The sequence below is a fragment of the Ruegeria sp. G2 genome, from assembly GCF_056533505.1.
The window spans coordinates 166,354-188,187 of the sequence record NZ_JBQFON010000007.1; the positions used below are offsets into that span (position 1 = coordinate 166,354).

Consider the following 21,834-nt stretch of genomic DNA (forward strand, 5'->3'; position numbering starts at 1 on the left):
GTCAGGCGATCCCCGTCAGTTCCGCCATAAGCGCGCTGCTTTGGCCCAGTGTTTCCTTCGTCCCCTCGGCCACGATCCGCCCGTTGTTCAGTAGGTAGGCGTAGTCCGACAGGCGCAGCGCTTGCGTTGCGTTCTGTTCAACCAGCAGGATCGTCATTCCCTGTGCTTTCAGCTGTTCGATCATCTGGAAGATCTGGCTTACGATTTTTGGGGCCAGACCCAGGCTGGGTTCGTCCAGCAGCAGGATTTTTGGTCGTGTCATCAAGGCGCGGGAAATGGCCAGCATCTGCTGCTCTCCGCCCGACAAGGTACCGGCTGGCTGGTCCCTGCGTTCGCCAAGGATTGGAAAGGTCTCAAGCCAGTGGGCGATATCGGCGTCCTTAGCCGTGCGGTCAGAGCGCATGGCGCCACCGAGAACCAGATTTTCCTCGACGCTCAGGTTCGAGAAGATGCGGCGTCCTTCGGGGGCCACGGACATGCCCGCCTGCACGCGTGCTTCCACAGGCAGCGAAGGGATATCGGCCCCGTCAAAGGTGACCCGGCCCGAGGACTTGACCACACCCATCAGCGCCGAGATGGTCGAGGTTTTGCCCGCGCCATTGGGACCCAGCAAGGACACACAGCGGCCCTTGTCCACGGCGAAAGAGATGCCGTGCACGGCCTCGATCGGACCGTGAGAAACTATCAGGTTTTCAACATTCAACATGGGTTTGGAAACGGGGGCTGGAACCGCCCCCGTCTTTTGACTCAGTTCCAGTCTTTCGGTGTGTTTTCGGGAATTTCGTTCGAGATCAGAACCCGCTTGCCATCTTTGTAGCCAATCACAGGGATCGTGCGCTGGGCATAGGTTTTCGTGTCCTTGAACGAAATGCTGTCGACTGTCAGAACGGGGATCGACTCCGCTGTGCGGATCGTTTCCGCAATCACCGCCGGGTCACTGCTGCCCGAGGTTTCAACCGCCCAGGCAACGGCCTTGACCGTGTCGGCACCGGTGGCCGGGAACAAACCGGGGACGTCGTGGCCCAACTCCTTGCAATCGGCCATGAACTTAACCACGGCGCTTTCGTTATGGCTGGGGGCCAGCGTGGCAAAGAAAACCTTGTCGAGGATCGCAGGATCATCAGCCGCGACTGCATCCAGGGATGGATCGTCAAACCCATCCGAGCCGACCACCCAGGCGTCGATACCAGCGCTGCGCAGCTGCCGCACGAGTACACCGATATCAGGCATGATCGACGAAATATAAACGGCATCGATCTCTTCACCCAGTGCTTTCATGTCCGCGATCTGAGGCGACCAGTCCGATGTGCCAAAGCTGAAATTCATCTTGGCCAGCACCTTGCCGCCGCCCTCTTCGATCACTTGACCGAACCACAGCGGGGTACGCGCGGACCACGATCCGCCTTCATCCGAGGTCAGCAGAACCACGTTCTTGACCCCTTCGCCGAGCGCGTGGTTCGCAGCCGCCGTTGCCGTGAACGGATCAGGCGAGACGCCGGTAAAGAAGTTGTCGACGATGCCCGCGTGCATCTCGACCTGCGTGGATTGCGGCTGGAAGATGGAAACGCCGTAAGGTTGGGCAATCTGAGCGACCGGGATCATCGTGTCTGAGAACGGCGTGGTGCCCAGCATAACGACGCCTTCGTCCAGAAACTTCTGCGCCAACGAAATGGCGGCCTGCGTGTCGCCAGCGGAATCCTGCACCAGAACTTCGATCTTCTTGCCACCAGCGCCGCCTTCGGCGTTGATCATATCCGCCATGCAGCGCGCGCCCAGGTATTCGGAATAGATAGCCAGATCACCAGTCATCGGTACACCCAGTCCGATCTTGATCGTATCTTCGGCGACCGCGGGTAGGGCCAGGCTCATGGCGGTCAGAGTCGTAAGGGTCAACTTTTTCATACTTGTTCTCCTGTTGAAAGCCGCCTGCGTCACGCGGCACGTTCATCGGTTTCGCCAAGATAAGCGTCGATAACCTCTTGGTTCTTGGTTATTTCTTCGGGGGCGCCTTCGGCAATGATGGCGCCCATATTCAAAACGGTGATCTTGTCACAAAGCGACATGATGAATTTCAGATCGTGGTCGATTACCAAAATCGCGCTGTCCGAATGTGTTCGAACCCATGTCAGAGACCTGCCTAGAGCTTCCGTTTCCTGTTCGTTCATCCCCGCGGCGGGTTCGTCCAACATCAGGACACGTGGGTTCAGCGCCAGCGCGCGAACGATCTCCAACCTCCGGAGTTGACCATACGCCAACGACCCGGCGTTCTGGTTGAGCTTGTCCGAAAGGCCGAACTCCGGGATCGCGGCCTCGACGATTTCAGCGCCCCGGCCAGAATAGCGGGCGACGTCGATGTTCTGCGCGACGCTGAGGCTTGGAAAGACCCGCAGGTTCTGAAACGTCCGCGCCACGCCGCGAACCGCGCGTTCGTGGGCGCGCAGGTGGTCCAGCGGCTCGCCATCCAGCAACATGCTTCCTGCCGAATGGGTCAGCAGACCAGAGATCAGGTTGACCAGCGTTGTCTTGCCTGCACCATTGGGGCCGATCAAACCGCGCACCTCGCCTGGTGCGACGGACATGGTCACATCCTCGACGGCGTGGACACCCCCAAAAGTCTTGGTGATACCGTTCAGTTCAAGCACCGGCCAATTCCTCGACCAGTTCCTTTGTGGTGATCTGTCGGCAATAGCCCTTGATCGCACGCAGAGAATTATCGTGCCGATCCTGCGTATGGGTCAGGCAGGCGTCTTCGACTTGAGTGACAAGGTAGCCCAGATCACACGCGTCCCGGATGGCGCTTTCCACGCATTGGTCCGTCAAAAGACCAGACAAAACGATCTGACGGACTCCAAGGTTGCGCAGGATATAGTCAACATGCGTGGACACAAACACCGAAGAAGACGTCTTCGGCAGCACGATCTCATCCCTTTGGGGCGCGATCTGGTCAATGACCTTTCCGTCCCAGCTGCCCTTGGGAACATGAAAGCCCGTGATCTTATAGTCCAGCGACCGATCCCGCCCGTCGAGTGTCAGGCTTTCGATATTGGTATACATGACCTCGACGCCGGCAGTGCGGCAGGCGGCCTGTATGGCCTGCATGTTCGGGATCACGCGGGTGTCCAGTTGATCGAAAAACCAGCCGTATTTCTCATTGAACTCAGCTGCGGGCAGGTCTTTGAATTCGGCGCCGTCGCGATGTGCCGAATAGTTCTGCACGTCAATGAACAACAGGGCAGATTGCGATGGGATCAGTGGAACATTGCGGGTCAAGGTCACGTCTTGGTCTCCAATATCCGGGTAAAGGCCTCGGCGAGAAGCTGCGCCCAATCCTCGACGCCTTTTGCATCGCGGATCAGGTCATTGCGGATTTCGACCAGCGAATGCGCCAGTCCGCGCGGTTCGGCGAAACGCGGTATGAACCAGTCGCTTTCACTGTCGATCTGATAGGGCTGGTTTAACGCCATGTGCAGATCGGGACGTAGGGCCGAGATATGGTCGATAGCGGCTTGTCCCGTGGTCGAGTCAACGCGGGTCAGAAATCCAGCGTGCCAAGGTCGCGTCTCACCATCGACCTGTGCGGCGAAGGAGTGGATCGACACCGCAAGCACGCGCGGCGCCCGGTCCAGCATATGTTCAATGGCACCGTTCAGAGGGGCCATAATCTCGCGCTGGCGCGCAGCGCGATCCGCAGCCGTCAAGTTCAGATTGGCTGGGATCTGCTCTCCAAAGCTGTTTGGCGGAATTGAATCCGGGGCCTCGATCGGGCGGTTGCAATCAATCACAAGCCGGGAATAGCGCTGCAAGATCAAAGGGGCCCGTAGGCGGTCAGCCAATTGCCGGGCCACGGCCTCGGCCCCGATGTCCCAACCGCGATGGCTGGCTTGCACCTCTTCCGAGACACCCAGATCGCCTAGCTTTTGCGGGATTGCGCGCCCGGCGTGTTCGCAGAGTAGCGCGATCTTCGCATCACTGTCACGATTCACCCATTCTACCGGGGCCGGATCCCCGGTGACCAGCAGTTCTTGGGTTGCGACTGATGTCTTCATGCGGCCTACGTTAGAGAACAAGTTTTTTCAGAGTCAATAAAAAATAGATTGACTGAAATTTTTATTCCATGCGATCCATTCAGATCAGGAGGTGCCGCTTGCTTGTTAGGCAGAGAATTGAAGCGAAGGCTGAACGCATGACCGCGAGCGAGCGCAAGCTGGCCGCTGCATTGCTGAGCGACTACCCCTATGCGGGTCTGGTCACGATCCAGGAACTCGCCCGGCGCGCCGAGGTCTCGGCCCCGTCGATCTCTCGGTTTGTTACCAAGATCGGATTGGGGGGCTATCAGGAATTCCAGCGTGCCCTGTTGTCCGAGCTGAAAGAGGGCCAACGCTCGCCTACTGATCTGCACGGCGAAGGGCGCAGTGTCGATGGCGGGTTCTTACGCGACTTCATCGCGCGGGCCTCGTCGCAGATGGCGCTGTCGGCAGAAGGTATCACCGAGGCGCAGTTTCAGCGCATATGCTCGGTACTGAGCCAACCTAAGAACGATGTCTATATATTGGGCGGTCGGATCAGTGACACCATCGCGCAGCATTTGTCTTTTCATCTGCGCCAAACCCGCAGCGGCGTGTATCATCTTCCGGCCAACAATGAGGTCTGGCCGGAATACCTGCTACGGATGAAGCCTGCGGATATCCTGTTTCTGGTCGATTTTCGCCGTTACCAACCTGCGCTGGCGCGATTGGCCGCGACAGCCGCGCAGGATCGAGGGGTTCGCGTTGTCCTCATGACAGACAAATGGTTGTCGCCCATATCCCGGCATGCGGCAGAAATCTTGCCAGTTCCAATCGAAAGCGGCACGCTCTGGGATACGTACACAGCGGCCCTTGCCGTCACCGAGGCGCTGGTGACCCGCATCGCCGAAGACAACTGGGACCAGACGAAATCCCGCATCGAAGCCTGGGATGCCATGCGATCCCACAATCAGGACCCTAACCCATGATGCCCAAAACCCCCTTGATGTTTGTCGCCACCTCAGACCTTGCCGGGAAATTGCGGGGCAAGGCCTTTCCGGCGGATCAACTGAACAAGCGGTTGCAGCGCGGGATCGGGTGGACACCCACCAACGTTCAGATCAACTGTTTTGACGGAATTGCTGAAAGCCCGTTTGGCGCGCTGGGCGATCTTCTTCTGATCCCGGACGCCACGGCCGAGGCAAAGGTCGAGTTCGGCGAAGACTCTGGTCTGCACTTTCTTATGGGCGATATCGTCACGCTGGACGGAGACCCGTGGGACTTCTGCACGCGCAGTCTCTTGAGGGCGGCGCTGGAGCGGCTGCACGAGGTCTCAGGAGCAAATTTGCTGGCCGCCTTCGAGCATGAGTTCCAGTTGAAAGATCCGCCAACTCAGGCCAACGAAGCCTATGGCCACCGGGGCTTTGGCCTGCAGCGTGATCTGTGTGAGACTTTGATCAACGCGATTTCTCAGGTCGGTCTGAAACCGGATTCGATTATGAAGGAATATGGCCCAAACCAATATGAGGTCGTCATCGGCCCCGAACTGGGGGTGCGCGCGGCGGACGCGGCCGTCATGGTGCGCGAACTGACCTATGCGACTGCGCAGGTCTATGGCGAGCGGGCCACCTATACCCCTATTCGCGATGTCGCGAGTGTTGGTAACGGAGTCCATATCCACATGAGCTTTGTGGATGATCAGGGCGCGCCGCTGACCTACACCAAAGATGGGCCGTGCGGCATGTCGGACCTGACGAGTGCTTTCGCTGCCGGAGTTCTGAAGTATCTGGATGCGATTTTGGCCCTGACTGCGCCTTCGGTGATCTCGTATGAACGCCTGACACCGCATCGTTGGTCTGCTGCTTTCAACAATCTGGGATTCCGCGACCGCGAGGCGTCGTTGCGGATTTGTCCTGTGACGGCCAAGGATCCGATCTCAATCGCTCGGCAATTCAACATCGAATACCGTGCTGCCGACGCGGCAGCCTCACCCCACCTGGCATTGGCAGCTATTGTTTTCGCCGGAGCACAAGGCATCGAAGAAGGCTTGGCTGCGCCGACCCCGACAGAAGATGATTTATCGCTGCTGAACGCCTCTGAATTGGCCGAAAAGGGCATCGTGCGGCTGCCGCAAACCTTAGAAGAGGCGCTGGACCGGTACGTGAGCAACCCAGTGGCAACAGGTTGGTTCCCGGACGGTTTTGCGCAGGTCTATCGCACACATAAACAGTCTGAGATTACAAGAACAGCAGAATTGGAAACGGATGCTCGCTGCCGTTTGTATGAGGAGACGTATTGAGGAAAAAAGGAGAACCTTAGTTTAGTATTATCCGTGTTTTAGGGCGTACTGGGTTTAGGGTCGACAGTCCTTCACTATCACCGCATATACATCTTCATCGATCAATCCTTTGGGATCAAACATTGGCATGGCAACGCATACTTAGTCGAAAATAGAGGTCGCGTAGAAAACACTCTTGATCTAGACGGTGCTGTCAGACGAGTTCGAACCAGTCTCAGTTTGCCTGAGAAACCGCGAACCTATCCGGAACAAAGTTGACGCCATTCGCTAAGAGCAAAGGCCCGGGTCAGCTTGAAGGTGTCTCGGCTGGCTAGCGATCATTCCTGGTTGAAGTGGTTGTAGACGGAGGAATGGACGGAGGCGAATTTCTGCAAACTACGCATACGCCTGAAACATTGCATCGCGCGCTCGGAGGTCTCCGGAATTCGGTCAAATATCGAATACCCAGTTTTTCATGTTCACCTTGAACAAATACTTTCCCTGGAATTTCGTTGGTGCCGGCCAATATGAGCGAACGAATGCCACTAACGTTCACCGCGTCGGTAGGGTGCCATCAACGCTGCGGGTACTTCGGCTCTGCGGGCGACAAGGACGAGCGCAACGATCGAAAGTACATACGGCGCCATAAGGAACAACTGATATGGCACACCCTCAACCGTTGTCTGCAATCGCAGCTGGTATGCATCGAAGAACGCAAACAACAGCGCGCCAATCAGAGCCTTACCCGGCCGCCAGCTGGCAAAAACTACCAACGCAATGCAAATCCAACCGCGCCCCTGCACCATGCCCGGGAAAAAGCTATTGAACGCAGTTGTGGTCAGGAAGGCCCCGCCCACCGCCATCAAGGCCGAACCGACAACAACTGCGCCTATACGGATACGGATCGGGTTCAACCCTTGCGCCTCAACCGCATGAGGGTTCTCACCGGTCATACGAATGGCCAACCCCAACGGCGTGCGGGCAAGAACATAGGCCATCACAGCCACCGCAGTGAGCGCCAGATAGGTCGGCAAAGCTTGGGAAAACAGGATCGGTCCCAAAACGGGAACATCTGACAGGACCGGAAATTCGAGCGGCTTAAAAGCCTCGATGGTAGGGGGAAGACCTCCCACCTCAACAAGCAACCTGTACAGGTAATAGGCTAAAGCGGATGCAAACAACGTTATGCCCAGCCCTGAGACGTGTTGCGAAAGCCCAAGTGGAACTGTCAGTATGGCATGAAGCAATCCCATCATGGCGCCGCAAAGCGCTGCAAAAATGAGGCCTACAAGCAATGGTGCGCCCATGTAAACGACAAGCCAACCGCTCATTGCCCCCATGGTCATGATCCCCTCGATTCCCAGGTTGAGCACGCCCGAACGTTCGCAAAGCAACGCGCCAAGAACACCAAATATGAGCGGTGTCGCAATACGCAGCACCGAAGCCCAAAGACTGGTATTCAGCAGCAGATCAATTGCATCACTCATCGGCGCACCCGGTAGGTTGTGAAAAGAAGGGCCACGATCATGGTGAGTAGGCACAGCGCCACAATCACATCGGCAATGAAACTGGGAACACCCGTCGCACGGCTCATGGCGTCGGCCCCGACAAAGACGGTGGCGACGAAAACAGCGGCAGCGACCACTCCGGCCGGATGTAAAGCCGCGAGCATAGCGACGACAATGCCCGCATAACCAAATCCGGGGCTCATAGTGGTGGTGACACCCGCAGTGACCCCCATGACTTCGACAGACCCGGCAAGCCCTGCCAGCGCGCCCGAAAGCAGAGCTACACCCATGATCGTTTGGGGCAGGGAAATTCCGGCAAAGGCTGCGGCACTGGCGTTTAAGCCTGCGGCGCGTGTTTCAGCCCCAAAAACAGTACGCGCAAGGATCAGCCAAACAGCACCTGCTGCAGCAATAGCAACAAGCAGCCCGATATGAAGACGTGTACGGGGGATCAGATCCGGAAGGCGGTAATCCCCGTCTACGGGCACCGAAGAGGGCCACCCAAAGGCCAGCGGATCGCGCATAGGACCCTCAATCATGAGGCCAACGAAAAGGATCACGATGAAGTTGAGCAGCAGGGTTGTCACCACCTCATCTACGCCGAAACGCAAGCGTAAAAAGGCAGGTCCTGCCAACAGGGCCGCTCCCGCCGCCATGCCTGCGAACATCAAGATCGGAACACCGATCCACCCTGGAATTTCGAGTGAATGACCAATCCAAGCGGTGATCAGCGCCCCAACAAAGAACTGTCCCTCGCCCCCGATGTTCCAAAGCCGCGCTCGGAAGGCGACAGCAGCGGCAAGCCCCGTAAAGACAAGCGGAGTAGCGCGGGTCAGCATCTCGGCGATGGAAAGGCGCGAGCCGAATGCGCCATTCACCATTTCGCCATAAGCCGTTAGCGGATTTACATCGGCAGCAGCGATGAGACCTGCGGCCAAAAGCAATGCAGTTAAGATCGCGGCCAGTGGTGCAGTGATCGCAAGGTGCAGCGGCACATGCGAGCGTCGTTCAAGCCGCATCATCATTTTCCTTCCAGACACCTGCCATCATCAGGCCAAGGCGTTGTGGGTCGGCTTCATAAGCCGATATCGGTTCTGACAAGCGACCTTTTACGATGGCCTGTATTCGGTCTGACAGGGCCACAGCTTCTTCCAATTCTTCCGAAATGAGCAGGATCGCGGCACCTTCGGCCCGTGCTGCCAAAAGCTCGGCATGAACCGAAGCAATTGCCCCTTCATCAAGACCTCGCGTCGGCTGGTTTGCGAGCACAAAGCGCGGCCCGTTGGTCAGGACCCGACCAAGGATCAGCTTTTGCATATTACCCCCGGACAATAGCCGCGTTCGCGTATCAGGAGCGGCGCCTCGGATATCGAAACGTTCGATCAAGCCCGAAGTGTATTCGCGGGCCGCGCGTTGCCGAACGAAGCCCCTACGCGAAAATTCCGGTGTGCGCAGCCGTTCAAGCACCGCGTTTTCCCACAGGCTCAACTCACCCACGACACCTTCTGCGTGCCGGTCTTCCGGCACCCGACCTGCGCCAGCGCGGATCATGCCGCGCGGCCCCAGATGGCCGATATCTTCGTCCAGCAGTGTCAATCTTCCGGCGATTGGGTGAACCAACCCAGACAGCAATCCACCAAGCGAGGCCTGCCCATTGCCAGAAACACCGACGATACCAAGGATCTCACCAGCATGGACGGTGAATGACACTTCATCCAGCCGTACCTCACCACCCTCTTCCACGCGAACATTGTTAGCAACCAGAACCGGCGCGCCGATCTCGTGGTCATGACGTATAGGCCGTTCCACCTTGCGGCCAACCATCAGTTCCGCCAATTCTTCAGGTGTGGTTTCAGGTGTATTGCGTTCTGCGACCATCTTACCACCACGAAGCACCACCACACGGTCAGAGGCTGCCATGACCTCATGCAGCTTGTGGCTAATGAAGATAAGCGAGAGGCCCTCTTTCGTCATATCGCGCAGCGTCTCGAACAGGCGCATCGCCTCGGGCCGGGCTAGAACGGCGGTAGGTTCATCCAAGATCAGTATGCGCGCGTCGCGATAGAGCGCTTTGAGAATTTCGACGCGCTGGCGCTCACCCACGGACAGTGACCTGACCTTGGATTCGGGGTTCACGGGCAGTCCGAACCGCTCTGCGATTTGCAACAATTTCCTACGCGCCTCAATCCGGGCAGAACGTGCGCGCGTCAGGGGTTCGGAACCAAGCATGACGTTTTCCAAAACCGTGAGGTTGCCCGCAAGCGTGAAGTGCTGGTGCACCATCCCCACACCCACCTCGATCGCTGCTCGCGGCAGGCCCGGGGGCAGCTCTTTTCCAAATACCCTGACCGAGCCTTCGTCGGCTGCGTAATGGCCGAACAGGATATTCATCAGCGTCGTCTTACCCGCACCATTTTCACCCAACAGCGCAAGGATTTCCCCTTCCTCCAGTGTGAGGGTCACATCGTCATTTGCAGTAAGCGCACCAAAACGCTTAGTAATGTCGTGTAGTTCCAGAACTTTAGTCATGCGGGCAACCCTACGATTGGGTGCGGAAAAGGAATTGCGGGCGCGCGGGCCTCGATCAATGCACCAAGTTTCAGCAACGCGAAATCAGCACCGGGTGGACCGACCAGCTGAACACCAAGCGGCAAGCCGTTAGCCATGCCAAAAGGCAACGCCAAAGCAGGCAGGCCCGCGACATTGGCAATTGCCGCGTTCGGGGCAAAAGCCTCCAGCTGCGCCATGTGTTTATCGGGAGCAGTGCCAGACAGGTCCAAAGTACCAACTACGGGCGGCGCAGACGAAAGGACCGGCATCAGGATGGCATCAGCAGACCTGAAAAGTTTGTTAGCGCGATTTGTCAGACGTACGAGCTGTCGTGAGGCCGCAAAAAGCGCTGTGGCAGGTGTTGCCCGACCCTCGGCAGCCATGGCCGCGGCAAGCGGTGGAATCTTATCATCAGGGATCCTGAGGGCTGTCAGCCACTCGGCCAACGAAACGGCCAGTATGGTTCGGGCAATTGCATGAGCTTCGGCCCCCAACCGGTCGGGGGCGCGAACTTCATACACCTCACAGCCTGTATCGCGCAGCGCGTCTGCAGCAGCTTTTGCGGCCTGGCACTGGACAGCTCCGCAACGCTCCGGCAATGCCACTGCGACACGGGGGCGTTCCGGCAGATGGGCCGGGGTCATCGGCTGGGCTACCGCCTCAAAGGCGGTCTTCACATCGCGTACTGACCGCGCCAGGACCAATTCAGATGCGATCCCCATCAGGTGATTGGCAAAATCAGGGCCACCGGGCACCGCGTCACGAGAAGGCTTGAGCCCAGTCAAACCACAGCAAGCAGCGGGTACCCTGATAGACCCGGCTGCATCCGTGGCATGCGCAATGGCAACGATTCCCGCAGCAACCGCCGCTGCGGCACCACCGGATGAACCACCGGGCGTCAGCGACGAATTCCATGGGTTGCGAGTCGCAGCCATGCCATCAGGCTCGCATGTCAGGGATAGGCCAAACGGAGGTGTTGCAGTCAGGCCAAAAGGGATCAGCCCGGTCTGACGGAGACCTTGCAGCAGATGGCTGTCATTCTCGGGTTTGCACCCCTGTGCACGGATTGCCGAGGACCCCGCCGTCGCAGGAAGATCTTTGGCAAAACCACCAAGATCTTTTACTAAGAACGGAACCCCGTGAAATGGTCCGCGTTGGTCTGGCGGCAATGCGTCTGCCGCCTTTGCCCCGGCGCGTGCCATATCTTCGTCCAGATAAACCACGGCCCCCAAATCCGCCCGTTCGCAACAGGCGGCAACACTGGCTTCCATCACGTCGTAGGCAGCGATCTGCCCCGCCGAAATGGCAGCTGCAAGAGCCGTGGCATCGGTCACGTCAAAACCCTCGGGATCAGGAGGGTTCGCTTTCGTCAATCGGTACGTCCCATTCGCCGGATTGGATCGCGGCTTGTTTGGCCTCCATCCCAGGTATGGCGTCAGCAGGTACTTCGTCGGCGACATAAATCAGCTCATTGCCGCCATGGGCCATAAAGGAATATTCCGTGTAATTGCGCCCGGTTGGATTGCCGGCCTGAACATCAGCCACGATTGCCTCAATGGTAGGTCCGTAGTTCCATATCGCATTGGCAAAGACCGTACCCGGGTAGCGCGGTGTATAGTCGATAAGAGAACCGATGGCCTTCACACCACGCGCTTGGGCTGCGTCCGCGGTACCAATGCGTTCGCCAAACAGGATATCCGCTCCCGCATCGATCTGGGCAATCGCTGCTTCCTGCGCGCGAGCCGGATCGAACCATGCACCTATGAAGCCATTGACGAATGTGGCGTCCGGGTTCACTTCACTCACGCCCATGCGGAAAGCGTTAATCAGCAGGTTCACCTCGGGGATCGGATAGCCACCGACCGAGCCATAAACGTTGCTTTCTGACATTTGGCCCGCGAGCATCCCGGCAAGATAGGCTGCCTCGTGATTGCGGGTCCCAAAGACACCAAAGTTGTCACCTTCCGGCCCGCCGGAAGACCCCATCAGAAACGCAGTGTCGGGGTAATCACCCGCCACTTCGCGTGCTTCGCGTTCCACGGCGTAGGACTCGCCCCAAATGATTTGCGCACCACCTTCGGCATACTCGCGCATCGCACGGGGATAGTCTGTCGGAGCCACCCCCTCTGAGAACTCATACTCGATCAGACCAGCATCGGCAGCCTCCTGCATCGCCACATGGATACGGCTGTTCCATGCGTTTTCAACCGGAGACATATGCACGCCGGCGACTCGGGTCGCTGATTGTGCATTCACGCGGCGGACATAAGCCGGCAGGGCCAGCGTGGCCGCAGCGCCGACCATCAGTTGACGGCGGGTTGTGGTGATTTTCATTGGTAGATCCTCTTCTGTTGGTGGCAATTGTTCTTGTTATTTAGCTTCATGAGTATTGGGCCTGGGCGCATAATCGGCGGGGTCCAGGGTCGTGGGGCGACCGGGCAAAGAAAGCGCGGCCATTCGGGGTTCTGTGCGGGCCAGCACCTTTCCGTTTTTGATGACGGCAAGGCGGGTGGCTTTCATGCGAACAGCTTCAATCGGGTCACGCGCTTGCAGTAAAACCAAATTGGCAGGGCCGCCCTTGCGGATTGTGGGATCAGGCAGGCCCATAGCCTTGGCGCCGTTCTGGGTGACGGATGTAAAAGCCCACTCCATCGCCTCTCGGGATGTCATGGGCACTGCATGTACGCCCATATGGGCCACTTCCAACATGTCGGCAGACCCAAGCGAATACCATGGATCCATTGTGCAATCTTGCCCGAAGGCGACGTTTACACCTGCCGCGCGCAGCTCTGGCACTCGGGTCAGCCCCCGACGGCGCGGATAGGTGTCTGAGCGACCTTGCAGCGTTATGTTGATGAGCGGGTTGGGCACTACGTTCATGCCGCTTTCCGCAATCAGAGGAATAAGCTTCGAGGCATAATAATTGTCATAGGAATGCATTGCCGTGACATGGCTTGCTGTAACTCGCCCGCCAAGCCCAAGGCGCGTGGTCTCATAGGCCAAGGTTTCCACGTGTCGCGACAATGGATCGTCGCTTTCATCGCAATGCAAATCCAGCATCAGGCCACGGTCCGCCGCTATCTCGGCCAGTCTCCTAACCGACCGGGCACCTTCCGACATCGTACGCTCAAAATGCGGGATGCCACCTACCACGTCGACACCCATATCAAGGGCTTGGATCAAGTTCTCTTCCGCATTTTGTGCTCGGTAAAGACCATCTTGCGGGAATGCTACCAGTTGCAGATCAATATAGGGGGCGACCTGCTTGCGGACCTCCAACAGTGCTTCAACGCCAACCAAAGGTGCGGATGAAACATCCACATGCGAACGGATAGCCAATAACCCTTGCGATACGGCAAGGTCGCAATATCGCATGGCGCGGTCAATCACTGCTTCAGGTGTCAGCAGGGGCTTCAGCTCACCCCAAAGCGCAATGCCTTCCAATAGAGTCCCCGAGACGTTCATGCGAGGCGATCCAAGGCTCAGGGTCGCATCCATATGGAAGTGTGGGTCGGTAAAGGGGGGTGAAACCAAGCGCCCAGCCGCATCGATTTCTTCGCCCGCGTTAGCCTCGATCTTGGTGGCAATTTCTGCGACGCGGTCACCCTTGATCGCAATATCCAGCGGCCCTCGGCCATCTGGCAGGTGGGCTTGTCTGATGATAATGTCGAGCATTCATCCTCCCCCAAATTTGACCACATGGTAAAAGCATTCTGATAAAATGCTATATATTTTTGAGTTTTTCAGAAGCCAGCGCATCGGATAGTCTGACGCAATTCGGATGCCTGTGGACGCGAGACCGTGAGGCGTCGATCGAATACAAACAACTGCAAGGCGGAATACGGACGCAGCGATTCATCGTATCGATGGATGACGGCTATGGGCCGCGAGTAACAGCTAACCAACACCCAAGAAGTTGGAACTAATTTCTAGCTCCAGCAACTGATCAGCAGCTCAAGCACTGTTTTCGTTTCCAATAGGAGAATTTTTTGGGGTGCCTTCCAGTGTCGAACGTCCACCTTGTTTCTGGTCCAACTGTGACGGTTGGGTCAGGTTCGTGTGACGTTCAACAAGCACCAAGTGGCGGACCGAGGAGGATTCGAACCCCCGACCCCTTGATTCGTAGTCAAGTACTCTATCCAGCTGAGCTATCGGTCCGCGTTGGTGAGGCGGTATTTAGACCTGAGGCCACGGGCGTGCAAGCCGATTCTTTAAAAAAACTTCAAAAAGTCATATCACCACGTGGGAGCCTTATTTCAAAGGTTGTTCCCTCGGGTCCGGTGGTTTTCAGAAACAACTCCCCGCCATGTCCACGCACCAACTCTTGTGAGATGGCCAATCCTAAACCCGAGCCGCCTTTACGCACCCCCCCCTGAAAGGGTGTAAACAGATTCTCTTTGGCCTTTGGCGGAAGACCAGGGCCCGTATCGCTGATTTCGATACACCAATCCTTTTCCTGCTCGGAGGCGTTTACGGAAATGCGACCCGGTTTTCCAGAAGTAGACAGCGCCTGTCGTGCATTGCGTACGAGGTTCATAATGACCCTGAAAATCTGTTCGGGGTCCGCACGGACAACAAGATCTTCGGGCACTTCATTTACGATCTCGACACAGGCATTCGCCAGCGCGAGCCTCTCGCTGGTCGCAACATCCTCAGCAATCTCACGCAGGCGCAACATGGTCAGTGTCGGAGCGGGCTCCTCCGCGCGACCAAAAGCCAGTGTGTTTTCGCATAATGAGACGGCGCGGGTGATCGAATTGACAAGTTTTGGCGCCATACGAGCCACCAGCGGGTCATTACTCGCCTCAATCCGGTCGGTAAACAGCTGGGCCGAAGTCAGAATGTTGCGCAAATCATGACTAACCTTAGCCACCGCACCTCCCAATTGCGCGAGGCGTTCGCGTTGCTTCAAGGCTTGTGTCAGATCAGTTTGAAGCATCTGCAATGCCTCTTCGGCTTCGCGCAGTTCCGTCACCTTGGAATTGGGTGAGATAATTCCGCGCGCGTCCTCGGGTGCGCTCGCGTAGCGTTGCATATAGCCGACCACACTTTTGATCGGGCGTACCAGAACCACGCGCACGGCAAGAAACAGGAATGAGGCGGTAATGATAGAAATCACAAAGGACAGGCCCAAAATGCGAAGCCCGTAATCCGTCATCGCCATTCGTAACGGGTCGCTATCCATTGTTACTTCTATCAGCAGGCCAGCATCCTTGACTGGCGCGCCTAGAACGCGAATGACCTCGTTTTCGGGCGTAAACAGCCGCAGAGTCGCGTCGCGGATCAGCACCCAGGCGCTGGCATCGCGCAGATCGAAGGTTTTGGAGATCCGATCCGGGATGGGTGAAGACAGCATGAGCTGGCGCACTTCGTCGCGGCGCAGCACGACGTTGTAAACACCCGCATTGACCAGCAGTTCTGCCTCAAGCTCGTCGGCCAGCATATCATCAGCCAGCAACGCCAACGAAGCGATCTGGGCACGCTCGAGCCGGTTCAGCAGGAAATCTTCACGAAAGCGCGCGATCGATGGCACAAAGATCAGAACTTCGGCCAACATCACGAAGACCGTCGTCAGGATCAGAAATCGGCCCGACAGCGAGTTCACTATGCGCTCCTCCTTAGGTCAGGGAATCCAGCGCTGGACGAATCTGACCACTTTCTTAACCGTTTGATTCTCAAACAGCCTTGGCGTGAAATAGGCACCCGCCACCCGTTTGTTAAGCTCTCCGATCGTCGGATAGGGCGAGACCATGGCAGCGATCTGCCCCATCTTTAGGTTATTTGCGAGTGCCAGCGACCACAAGTTGATCAGTTCACCGGCTTGGTGCCCTACGATTGTTGCACCGACGGGGCGACTTTTAACTACCATCACCTTGATAAAGCCTTTCGTTTTCCGTTCGGAAATCGCCCGGTCATTATGGTGATAATCGAAACGGGCAATTTCCACCGCGTCTCCGTGTTGGGCACGCGCTTGCGCTTCGCTAAGCCCCACCTGTGCCAGTTCCGGGTCGGTATATGTCGCCCAGGGGATATGTGCTGTCTTCGCCTTTGACGGTAACCCGAACAGGGCTGAGCGAATGATAACCCCCGCCTGATAGCCTGCCACATGGGTAAATTGCAGACCACCTGCGACATCTCCGATAGCATAGACCTTGCGGTTGGTAGTTCGCAGTGAGTCGTCGACCTTGATACCGGTGCGAGTACGCTCAATCCCGGCAGCTTCAAGATTTAGGCGATCAACGTTGGCCTTGCGCCCAACGGCAAGCAGTAAATGTGAACCAGCGTGAATCTCTCCATTCTCGGTCACGACCTCTATGGCACCCGCATTGTCTCTGATCTGAGCCACCATGGCGTTTTCATGAATCGCGACGCCTTCCGCCTTCAGGCTGTCCAACACGATGGTTGCGGCTTCGGGGTCGTCTTTGCCCAGCGCCTTTAGGCCTTCTATCACCGTGACCTTACAGCCCAGACGGATATGCGCCTGCGCCATCTCCATGCCGATCGGGCCGCCACCGATGATCAGCAGATGCGCGGGCTTGTCGCGCAGGTCGAAGATAGTCTCATTGGTAAAATAGGTGACCTGATCCAGACCCGGCAATGGTGACACCAGCGGCGAAGACCCGGTGGCCACAACAACGCGGCGGGCTGTGATCAGGTGATCGCCAGCCTGAACCTGTGTTGGCGATATAAAGCTACCGTATTCCCGGATTACCTTGACACCAAAACCCTCGAAACGCTCCTGACTGTCCATCGGTTCGATCTGAGCAATCACGTCATGCACATGATCCTTTGCAGCGGCATAGTCGACCTGCGGCGCCACGTCCGCGACCCCATAGGCCGAAGCGTGTGCTTGCCCATGTGCCGCCTTACCGCTGGCAATCAGGGCCTTGGAGGGAACGCAGCCAAAGTTCAGGCAGTCACCTCCCATCTTGTGCCCCTCCAGCAGGACGACATCCGCCCCCATCTGGCTGGCCCCGGCAGCAACGGACAATCCGCCCGACCCGGCGCCGATCACCAGGATATCGGTCTTTATCTCTTGCATGGATCAGGCGTCCTTTCGGCCACGGAGGGATTTGATAACAATCGGCAGCGCCGCCAGAACACACAAGCCGATGATGGGCCCAATGACAAACGGCTCCCACAGCAACGAAACATCCGGCGTCTCACCCCGGTCAAATACACCCCCGAGCCCGACGCCAATCCAAGTATAGACGATGCCGCCTGGGATAATGCCCAGCGCAGTCGTGATCAGGAAGTTCCGAAATTTCACGCCAACCAATGCAGGCACCAGATTGGCCACGAAGAACGGCACCACAGGCACCAGGCGCAACAGGAAGAGAACCGAGATCTCATTCTCACGCAGGCCGTCTTTCAGTTTCTTGACCGTCCCTTCCGAGGATTCCAGCCGCGCCGTGAGTGACTCGCCCAACCCCCAGCGCGCTGCAAGGAAGATGGCTGAGGCCCCGATCGTAGCTGCAACAACATTGAACACGGTCCCGGCGAAGAGACCAAACAGGAAGCCCCCGGTCATCGATGCCACCGCAGCTCCGGGCAATGAGAAGGCCACGATCACGATGTAAATGCCAATAAAGGCAGCAACCATCGCCAAATAGTTGGCATCCCGCCACGCCAAAAGCGCCTCGCGGTTGTCGCGCAAGGTCTCAAATGTCAGGTAATCGCCCAAGGTAAAGAAACCCACCGCAGCGACGACGAGAATCACCAGCAAAGGGATATGACGCGCAGGTCCGCTGCGCGGGGTCTGAGTTGTATCACTCATTACAGTGTCCGGTTTGGTGCGTTTCATTCTGGCACCAACATGCGATGCCTTGGGCCCGCACAACAGGGACCTCACGCGGCGTTGATGTTTATGGCCCGGAATGTGACGAATTCGGGCAATAATACCTGCGACTTGAAACCTTTTGCTGGTGCCGGTTACAGAATTGTTGCAAAAGGCGGCGAAACCCCCACCTAGGGGTTTGACTTAACTCCCGTGACCCAGTAGAGGACGGGCTTCGAACACTAGGGCCAGGCGAATCCGCGCCGCACCCGACCGCTATAGATTGGAGACGGAGCGATGAAACGCACCTATCAGCCTTCGAACCTGGTTCGCAAACGCCGCCACGGTTTCCGCGCGCGCATGGCTACCAAAGCCGGCCGCAAAATCCTGAACGCGCGCCGCGCACGTGGCCGCAAATCGCTGAGCGCGTAAACCGCTCACTGATCAGGTTATGAACATGACGCCGCCGGAGGCCCCTGAGGATGGTACAAACCAGCCGAGGGTCAAGCCCCCGGCGGCGTCCGTTTGCGCGCATGAAATTTTGACTGTTCTGCAGAATCGCTCTGATTTTCTTAAAGCAGCGCGGGCGAAACGGCATGGCTCCGCCTCGATGATGGTGCAAGCGCGAAAGCGCGGCACGGATGAAGCGACGGGTATTCGCGTCGGATTTACCTGTTCCAAGAAAGTCGGCAACGCCGTGGCCCGCAACCGCGCCAAGCGCCGATTGCGCGAGGCCGCGCGGGCAGTTCTTCCCATTCAGGGACGCGAAGGGTGGGATTACGTCCTAATCGGCCGTGCCGAGGTCACTGCCGCCCGGCCCTTTGAGGCACTGAAAGATGATTTGCGCTTTGCCCTGCGCAAAGTGCATGGCGCCAAATGACCCTGTTTGCCCATATCCTCGCCCTACCTATCCGGGCCTATCGGCTGATCTTCAGCCCATGGGTTGGTTTCAATTGCCGGTACCAACCAACCTGTTCGGCCTACGCGCTGGAGGCGCTGGAAAAACATGGTCCCATCAAGGGCACATGGCTGGCTGCGCGGCGCATTGGACGCTGCCATCCATGGGGCAGCGATGGATATGATCCGGTTCCCGACGACGAATAACGCTCACCCTTGCCCGGTTCACTCAACTGCGATAGGCCCGCCCCATGTTCGACGAAGCTGACGATATCCATCCGCTCTTTGCCGGAGCGCCCTCGACCACCGAGTTCAAGAAACTGCGCAAGCGCATTGTGCGCCAGACGCGTGAGGCCATTGATCAATACGGGATGGTGGACCGCACCAGTGATAGAAAAACGCCCCGGTGGTTGGTTTGTCTGTCGGGCGGCAAGGATAGCTATACCCTTCTGGCAGTGCTCCACGAACTAAAATGGCGCGGGCTGCTGCCAGTCGATTTGCTGGCCTGTAATTTGGATCAGGGTCAGCCGGGTTTCCCGGCCACTGTTCTTCCCGAGTTCCTCGAACGCATGGGAGTGCCGCATCGGATCGAATATCAGGATACTTATTCGATTGTGGTGGATAAGGTCCCCCAGGGCCGCACCTATTGCGCCCTGTGCTCGCGTTTACGGCGGGGCAACCTCTATCGCATCGCGCGCGAAGAAGGGTGTTCAGCAGTCGTGCTGGGCCATCACCGCGACGATATTCTTGAGACCTTTTTCATGAACCTGTTCCACGGGGGCCGTCTTGCGACCATGCCGCCCAAACTGGTCAATGAAGAGGGGGATCTGTTTGTCTATCGCCCCCTCGCCCATGTGGCCGAGGCGGATTGCGAGAAATTTGCAAAGGCGATGAACTATCCCATCATCCCATGTGATTTGTGCGGCAGCCAGGACGGGCTGCAACGCCAACAGGTCAAACAGATTTTGGACCAGTGGGAAAAAAATGCGCCAGGGCGACGTCAGGTGATGTTCCGGGCGCTGACAAATGCCAGACCGTCGCACCTGCTCGACCCGAAACTTTTTGATTTTATGAACCTTTCGACCGGACAGATTCAAAACGACGAAAATCCGGCGGAAATTCCCAAGTTGCGTTAACGAGTGACTCAGATTGATTTCCTACGGTTGGCCTGCGCGATCCTTGCCCAAGCCAAAGGCCGTAAAACCGATGCGGAATTTTCTCTCTGTTAATAAATATCTCGATCTGTTGCGAGTTATCCTGACCGGACCACAGGTCCTGGCCTTTTTGCCAGCCATCTGTCTGGCAGCGTTCTGGCTGGGTGGTGAACGTGCCCTTTTCATGGCGGCGCTTGGCCTGCCGCTTATGTTTGCCGCAACCGGAATATGGGGCAGCCGGTCCTACACCGCCCATAGCGCGGGAATGCGCCCCAGCGGCCTGGTGACTCATGATGTTTTTCAATCCGAACTGCAGATTTTGAACGAGTCAGCACGTAGCCGAGGCGAGAATGCCGCCTGCATCGCTATAGCCCTGGACGATTTTGCCGACCTTCTGGATCTACACGGGCAGGCCGCAGCCGATCATGCGAAACAACAATTCCGCGATCGCGTTCTTTCGATCATTCGCAATCAGGACATCTTTTGCCAGATTGACCAGAATCGGTTTTTGATTGGTCTTAATCCCTCACCGCATCTGGATCTCGAAGCCTGCATTCAAATGTCAGGCCGCCTGCAAAGCGCCGTCGAAGAACCGCTCTTGTTAAACGGAGTTGGCGTGTATCAGTCCTGTTCGATCGGGTTTTGCCTAATGTCGGATCTGCGCCAGGCTGAAGCTGATGAATGGATAGGGGCCGCCACGGCTGCCCTTGCCGAGGCCCAGAGAAGCGGGCCTTCGACAATCCGCGCCTATTCAACGAGAACCCGCCGGCGATCTCTGGTTCGAGCCAACTTGCGCAAAGAGTTCGAGGCTGCATTGGACAATGGGGAAATCCGGCCCTGGTTCCAGCCTCAAGTGTCAACTGACACTGGCAACATAACCGGGTTCGAAGCGCTGGCACGGTGGGAGCATCCTGGCAAAGGTGTGCTTGGCCCTCAGGTATTCTTGCCCTTCGCAGAACAAGCCGAACTGATGGAGCGGTTGGGTCAGGTCATGCGCCACCACGCTTTCGAGGCCCTGCGCACTTGGGATAGCGCCGATGCGATCATTCCTCGGATAGGTATCAATTTCTCGTCTGATGAACTTCGCAATCCCAACCTGATTGATCGATTGAAGTGGGAACTGGACCAGTTTGAACTGACACCAGACAGATTGGCGGTCGAGATTCTGGAAACCGTGTTCTCGCGCCGACCCGATGACGTGATAACGAGAAACGTGACAGACATGGCGGCTCTTGGGTGTTGTATCGATCTGGATGATTTTGGAACCGGTCATGCCTCGATCGCGTCAATCAAACGATTTGACGTTTCGCGCATCAAGATCGACCGGACCTTTGTGGCAAAATCCGACCAGGATCCCAGTCAGCAGCAGCTTGTCAGCGCGATTCTGACGATGGCTGAAAGGTTGAATCTTGAGACTCTTGCGGAAGGTGTCGAAACCCCGGGTGAACACGCATTGATGGCACAGTTGGGCAGCAATCACGTGCAGGGGTTCGGGATTGCCAAACCGATGCCGTTCGAACAGACGATGCAATGGATCACTGCCCATCGTAATCAGCTTAAAGGCGCGCCCAGGATCGGCGGCAAAATGGGATGAAATCGGTCATTTCATTGCGCCAAATCCGTTACTGCGGCGATTTATGAGGCGATTCCGCTTGACCTTTGGGGC

The 21,834-nt window shown here is 57.4% G+C and carries 21 protein-coding genes, 1 tRNA gene and 1 pseudogene; 7 read left to right on the forward strand and 16 right to left on the reverse strand.

Features of this window, described 5'->3' with window-relative positions; translation table 11 throughout:
• Nucleotide 1: 1 nt before the first annotated feature.
• From ACR0DU_RS14425 to ACR0DU_RS14445, 5 genes are read right to left on the reverse strand one after another with little or no spacing between them, the layout of a single operon-like run.
• Entirely contained in the window at nucleotides 2-706 is a 705-nt protein-coding gene (locus ACR0DU_RS14425) for an ABC transporter ATP-binding protein (protein WP_480875485.1), read from the reverse strand.
• A gap of 41 nt (nucleotides 707-747) precedes the next feature.
• Entirely contained in the window at nucleotides 748-1,902 is a 1,155-nt protein-coding gene (locus ACR0DU_RS14430) for an ABC transporter substrate-binding protein (protein ID WP_170475434.1), read from the reverse strand.
• A gap of 29 nt (nucleotides 1,903-1,931) precedes the next feature.
• Nucleotides 1,932-2,642 (reverse strand): ABC transporter ATP-binding protein, encoded by a 711-nt coding sequence (locus ACR0DU_RS14435; protein WP_170780981.1) that lies wholly within the window; start codon nucleotides 2,640-2,642, stop codon nucleotides 1,932-1,934.
• On the reverse strand, nucleotides 2,635-3,276 hold the full coding sequence (locus tag ACR0DU_RS14440; protein WP_170780980.1) for a cysteine hydrolase family protein: 642 nt from the start codon (nucleotides 3,274-3,276) through the stop codon (nucleotides 2,635-2,637). The genes ACR0DU_RS14435 and ACR0DU_RS14440 overlap by 8 nt, the downstream gene beginning before the upstream one ends.
• Nucleotides 3,273-4,046 (reverse strand): N-formylglutamate amidohydrolase, encoded by a 774-nt coding sequence (locus ACR0DU_RS14445; RefSeq protein ID WP_480875488.1) that lies wholly within the window; start codon nucleotides 4,044-4,046, stop codon nucleotides 3,273-3,275. Before ACR0DU_RS14445 ends, ACR0DU_RS14440 begins: the two co-directional genes overlap by 4 nt.
• 68 nt (nucleotides 4,047-4,114) lie before the next feature.
• Here ACR0DU_RS14445 and ACR0DU_RS14450 point away from each other — a divergent pair, with 68 nt between their 5' ends.
• Nucleotides 4,115-4,993, forward strand: coding sequence for a MurR/RpiR family transcriptional regulator (locus tag ACR0DU_RS14450; RefSeq protein WP_480875490.1), 879 nt, complete (start codon nucleotides 4,115-4,117; stop codon nucleotides 4,991-4,993).
• Entirely contained in the window at nucleotides 4,993-6,303 is a 1,311-nt protein-coding gene (locus ACR0DU_RS14455; RefSeq protein WP_480875567.1) for a type I glutamate--ammonia ligase, read from the forward strand. The genes ACR0DU_RS14450 and ACR0DU_RS14455 overlap by 1 nt, the downstream gene beginning before the upstream one ends.
• Before the next feature lie 239 nt (nucleotides 6,304-6,542).
• Here the strand turns inward: ACR0DU_RS14455 and ACR0DU_RS14460 are convergent.
• The 11 genes and pseudogenes from ACR0DU_RS14460 to ACR0DU_RS14510 all read right to left on the reverse strand — a co-directional run.
• Nucleotides 6,543-6,713 (reverse strand): annotated as a pseudogene (locus tag ACR0DU_RS14460) (IS6 family transposase); the annotation flags it as partial.
• A 114-nt stretch (nucleotides 6,714-6,827) separates the two neighbouring features.
• A complete protein-coding gene (locus ACR0DU_RS14465; RefSeq protein ID WP_480875492.1) occupies nucleotides 6,828-7,769 on the reverse strand; it encodes an ABC transporter permease in 942 nt (313 codons plus the stop codon).
• Nucleotides 7,766-8,809, reverse strand: coding sequence for an ABC transporter permease (locus ACR0DU_RS14470; RefSeq protein ID WP_480875494.1), 1,044 nt, complete (start codon nucleotides 8,807-8,809; stop codon nucleotides 7,766-7,768). The genes ACR0DU_RS14465 and ACR0DU_RS14470 overlap by 4 nt, the downstream gene beginning before the upstream one ends.
• A complete protein-coding gene (locus tag ACR0DU_RS14475; protein WP_480875496.1) occupies nucleotides 8,799-10,319 on the reverse strand; it encodes an ABC transporter ATP-binding protein in 1,521 nt (506 codons plus the stop codon). Before ACR0DU_RS14475 ends, ACR0DU_RS14470 begins: the two co-directional genes overlap by 11 nt.
• Nucleotides 10,316-11,713 carry an amidase gene (locus tag ACR0DU_RS14480; protein WP_480875497.1) on the reverse strand — a complete coding sequence of 466 codons (1,398 nt, stop codon included), beginning with the start codon at nucleotides 11,711-11,713 and terminating at the stop codon, nucleotides 10,316-10,318. Before ACR0DU_RS14480 ends, ACR0DU_RS14475 begins: the two co-directional genes overlap by 4 nt.
• Nucleotides 11,691-12,674, reverse strand: a complete 984-nt coding sequence (locus ACR0DU_RS14485) for a BMP family protein (protein WP_480875498.1) — start codon at nucleotides 12,672-12,674, stop codon at nucleotides 11,691-11,693. Before ACR0DU_RS14485 ends, ACR0DU_RS14480 begins: the two co-directional genes overlap by 23 nt.
• A 36-nt stretch (nucleotides 12,675-12,710) precedes the next feature.
• Nucleotides 12,711-14,015: an amidohydrolase family protein gene (locus ACR0DU_RS14490; RefSeq protein ID WP_480875501.1), complete on the reverse strand. Its 1,305-nt coding sequence runs from the start codon at nucleotides 14,013-14,015 to the stop codon at nucleotides 12,711-12,713.
• Between the two features lie 406 nt (nucleotides 14,016-14,421).
• A tRNA-Arg gene (locus tag ACR0DU_RS14495) sits at nucleotides 14,422-14,498 on the reverse strand.
• A gap of 64 nt (nucleotides 14,499-14,562) precedes the next feature.
• Nucleotides 14,563-15,948, reverse strand: a complete 1,386-nt coding sequence (locus ACR0DU_RS14500; RefSeq protein ID WP_480875570.1) for a sensor histidine kinase — start codon at nucleotides 15,946-15,948, stop codon at nucleotides 14,563-14,565.
• A gap of 15 nt (nucleotides 15,949-15,963) precedes the next feature.
• Nucleotides 15,964-17,382: a dihydrolipoyl dehydrogenase family protein gene (locus ACR0DU_RS14505; RefSeq protein WP_480875504.1), complete on the reverse strand. Its 1,419-nt coding sequence runs from the start codon at nucleotides 17,380-17,382 to the stop codon at nucleotides 15,964-15,966.
• Between the two features lie 3 nt (nucleotides 17,383-17,385).
• Complete coding sequence (locus ACR0DU_RS14510; protein ID WP_170478176.1) at nucleotides 17,386-18,117, reverse strand: TVP38/TMEM64 family protein; 732 nt, start codon at nucleotides 18,115-18,117, stop codon at nucleotides 17,386-17,388.
• Between the two features lie 297 nt (nucleotides 18,118-18,414).
• Between ACR0DU_RS14510 and rpmH the strand changes: the two genes are divergently transcribed.
• From rpmH to ACR0DU_RS14535, 5 genes are all read left to right on the forward strand, one after another.
• Nucleotides 18,415-18,549 (forward strand): 50S ribosomal protein L34, encoded by a 135-nt coding sequence (gene rpmH, locus ACR0DU_RS14515; protein ID WP_005980833.1) that lies wholly within the window; start codon nucleotides 18,415-18,417, stop codon nucleotides 18,547-18,549.
• A 25-nt stretch (nucleotides 18,550-18,574) separates the two neighbouring features.
• A complete protein-coding gene (gene rnpA, locus ACR0DU_RS14520; RefSeq protein ID WP_170781587.1) occupies nucleotides 18,575-18,997 on the forward strand; it encodes a ribonuclease P protein component in 423 nt (140 codons plus the stop codon).
• The gene (gene yidD, locus ACR0DU_RS14525; protein ID WP_010437166.1) at nucleotides 18,994-19,221 is read left to right on the forward strand and encodes a membrane protein insertion efficiency factor YidD; all 228 of its coding nucleotides are present in this window, start codon (nucleotides 18,994-18,996) and stop codon (nucleotides 19,219-19,221) included. Before rnpA ends, yidD begins: the two co-directional genes overlap by 4 nt.
• A gap of 44 nt (nucleotides 19,222-19,265) precedes the next feature.
• On the forward strand, nucleotides 19,266-20,150 hold the full coding sequence (gene ttcA, locus ACR0DU_RS14530; RefSeq protein ID WP_480875508.1) for a tRNA 2-thiocytidine(32) synthetase TtcA: 885 nt from the start codon (nucleotides 19,266-19,268) through the stop codon (nucleotides 20,148-20,150).
• A 70-nt stretch (nucleotides 20,151-20,220) separates the two neighbouring features.
• On the forward strand, nucleotides 20,221-21,762 hold the full coding sequence (locus ACR0DU_RS14535) for an EAL domain-containing protein (RefSeq protein WP_480875511.1): 1,542 nt from the start codon (nucleotides 20,221-20,223) through the stop codon (nucleotides 21,760-21,762).
• The last annotated feature ends 72 nt before the right edge of the window (nucleotides 21,763-21,834 follow it).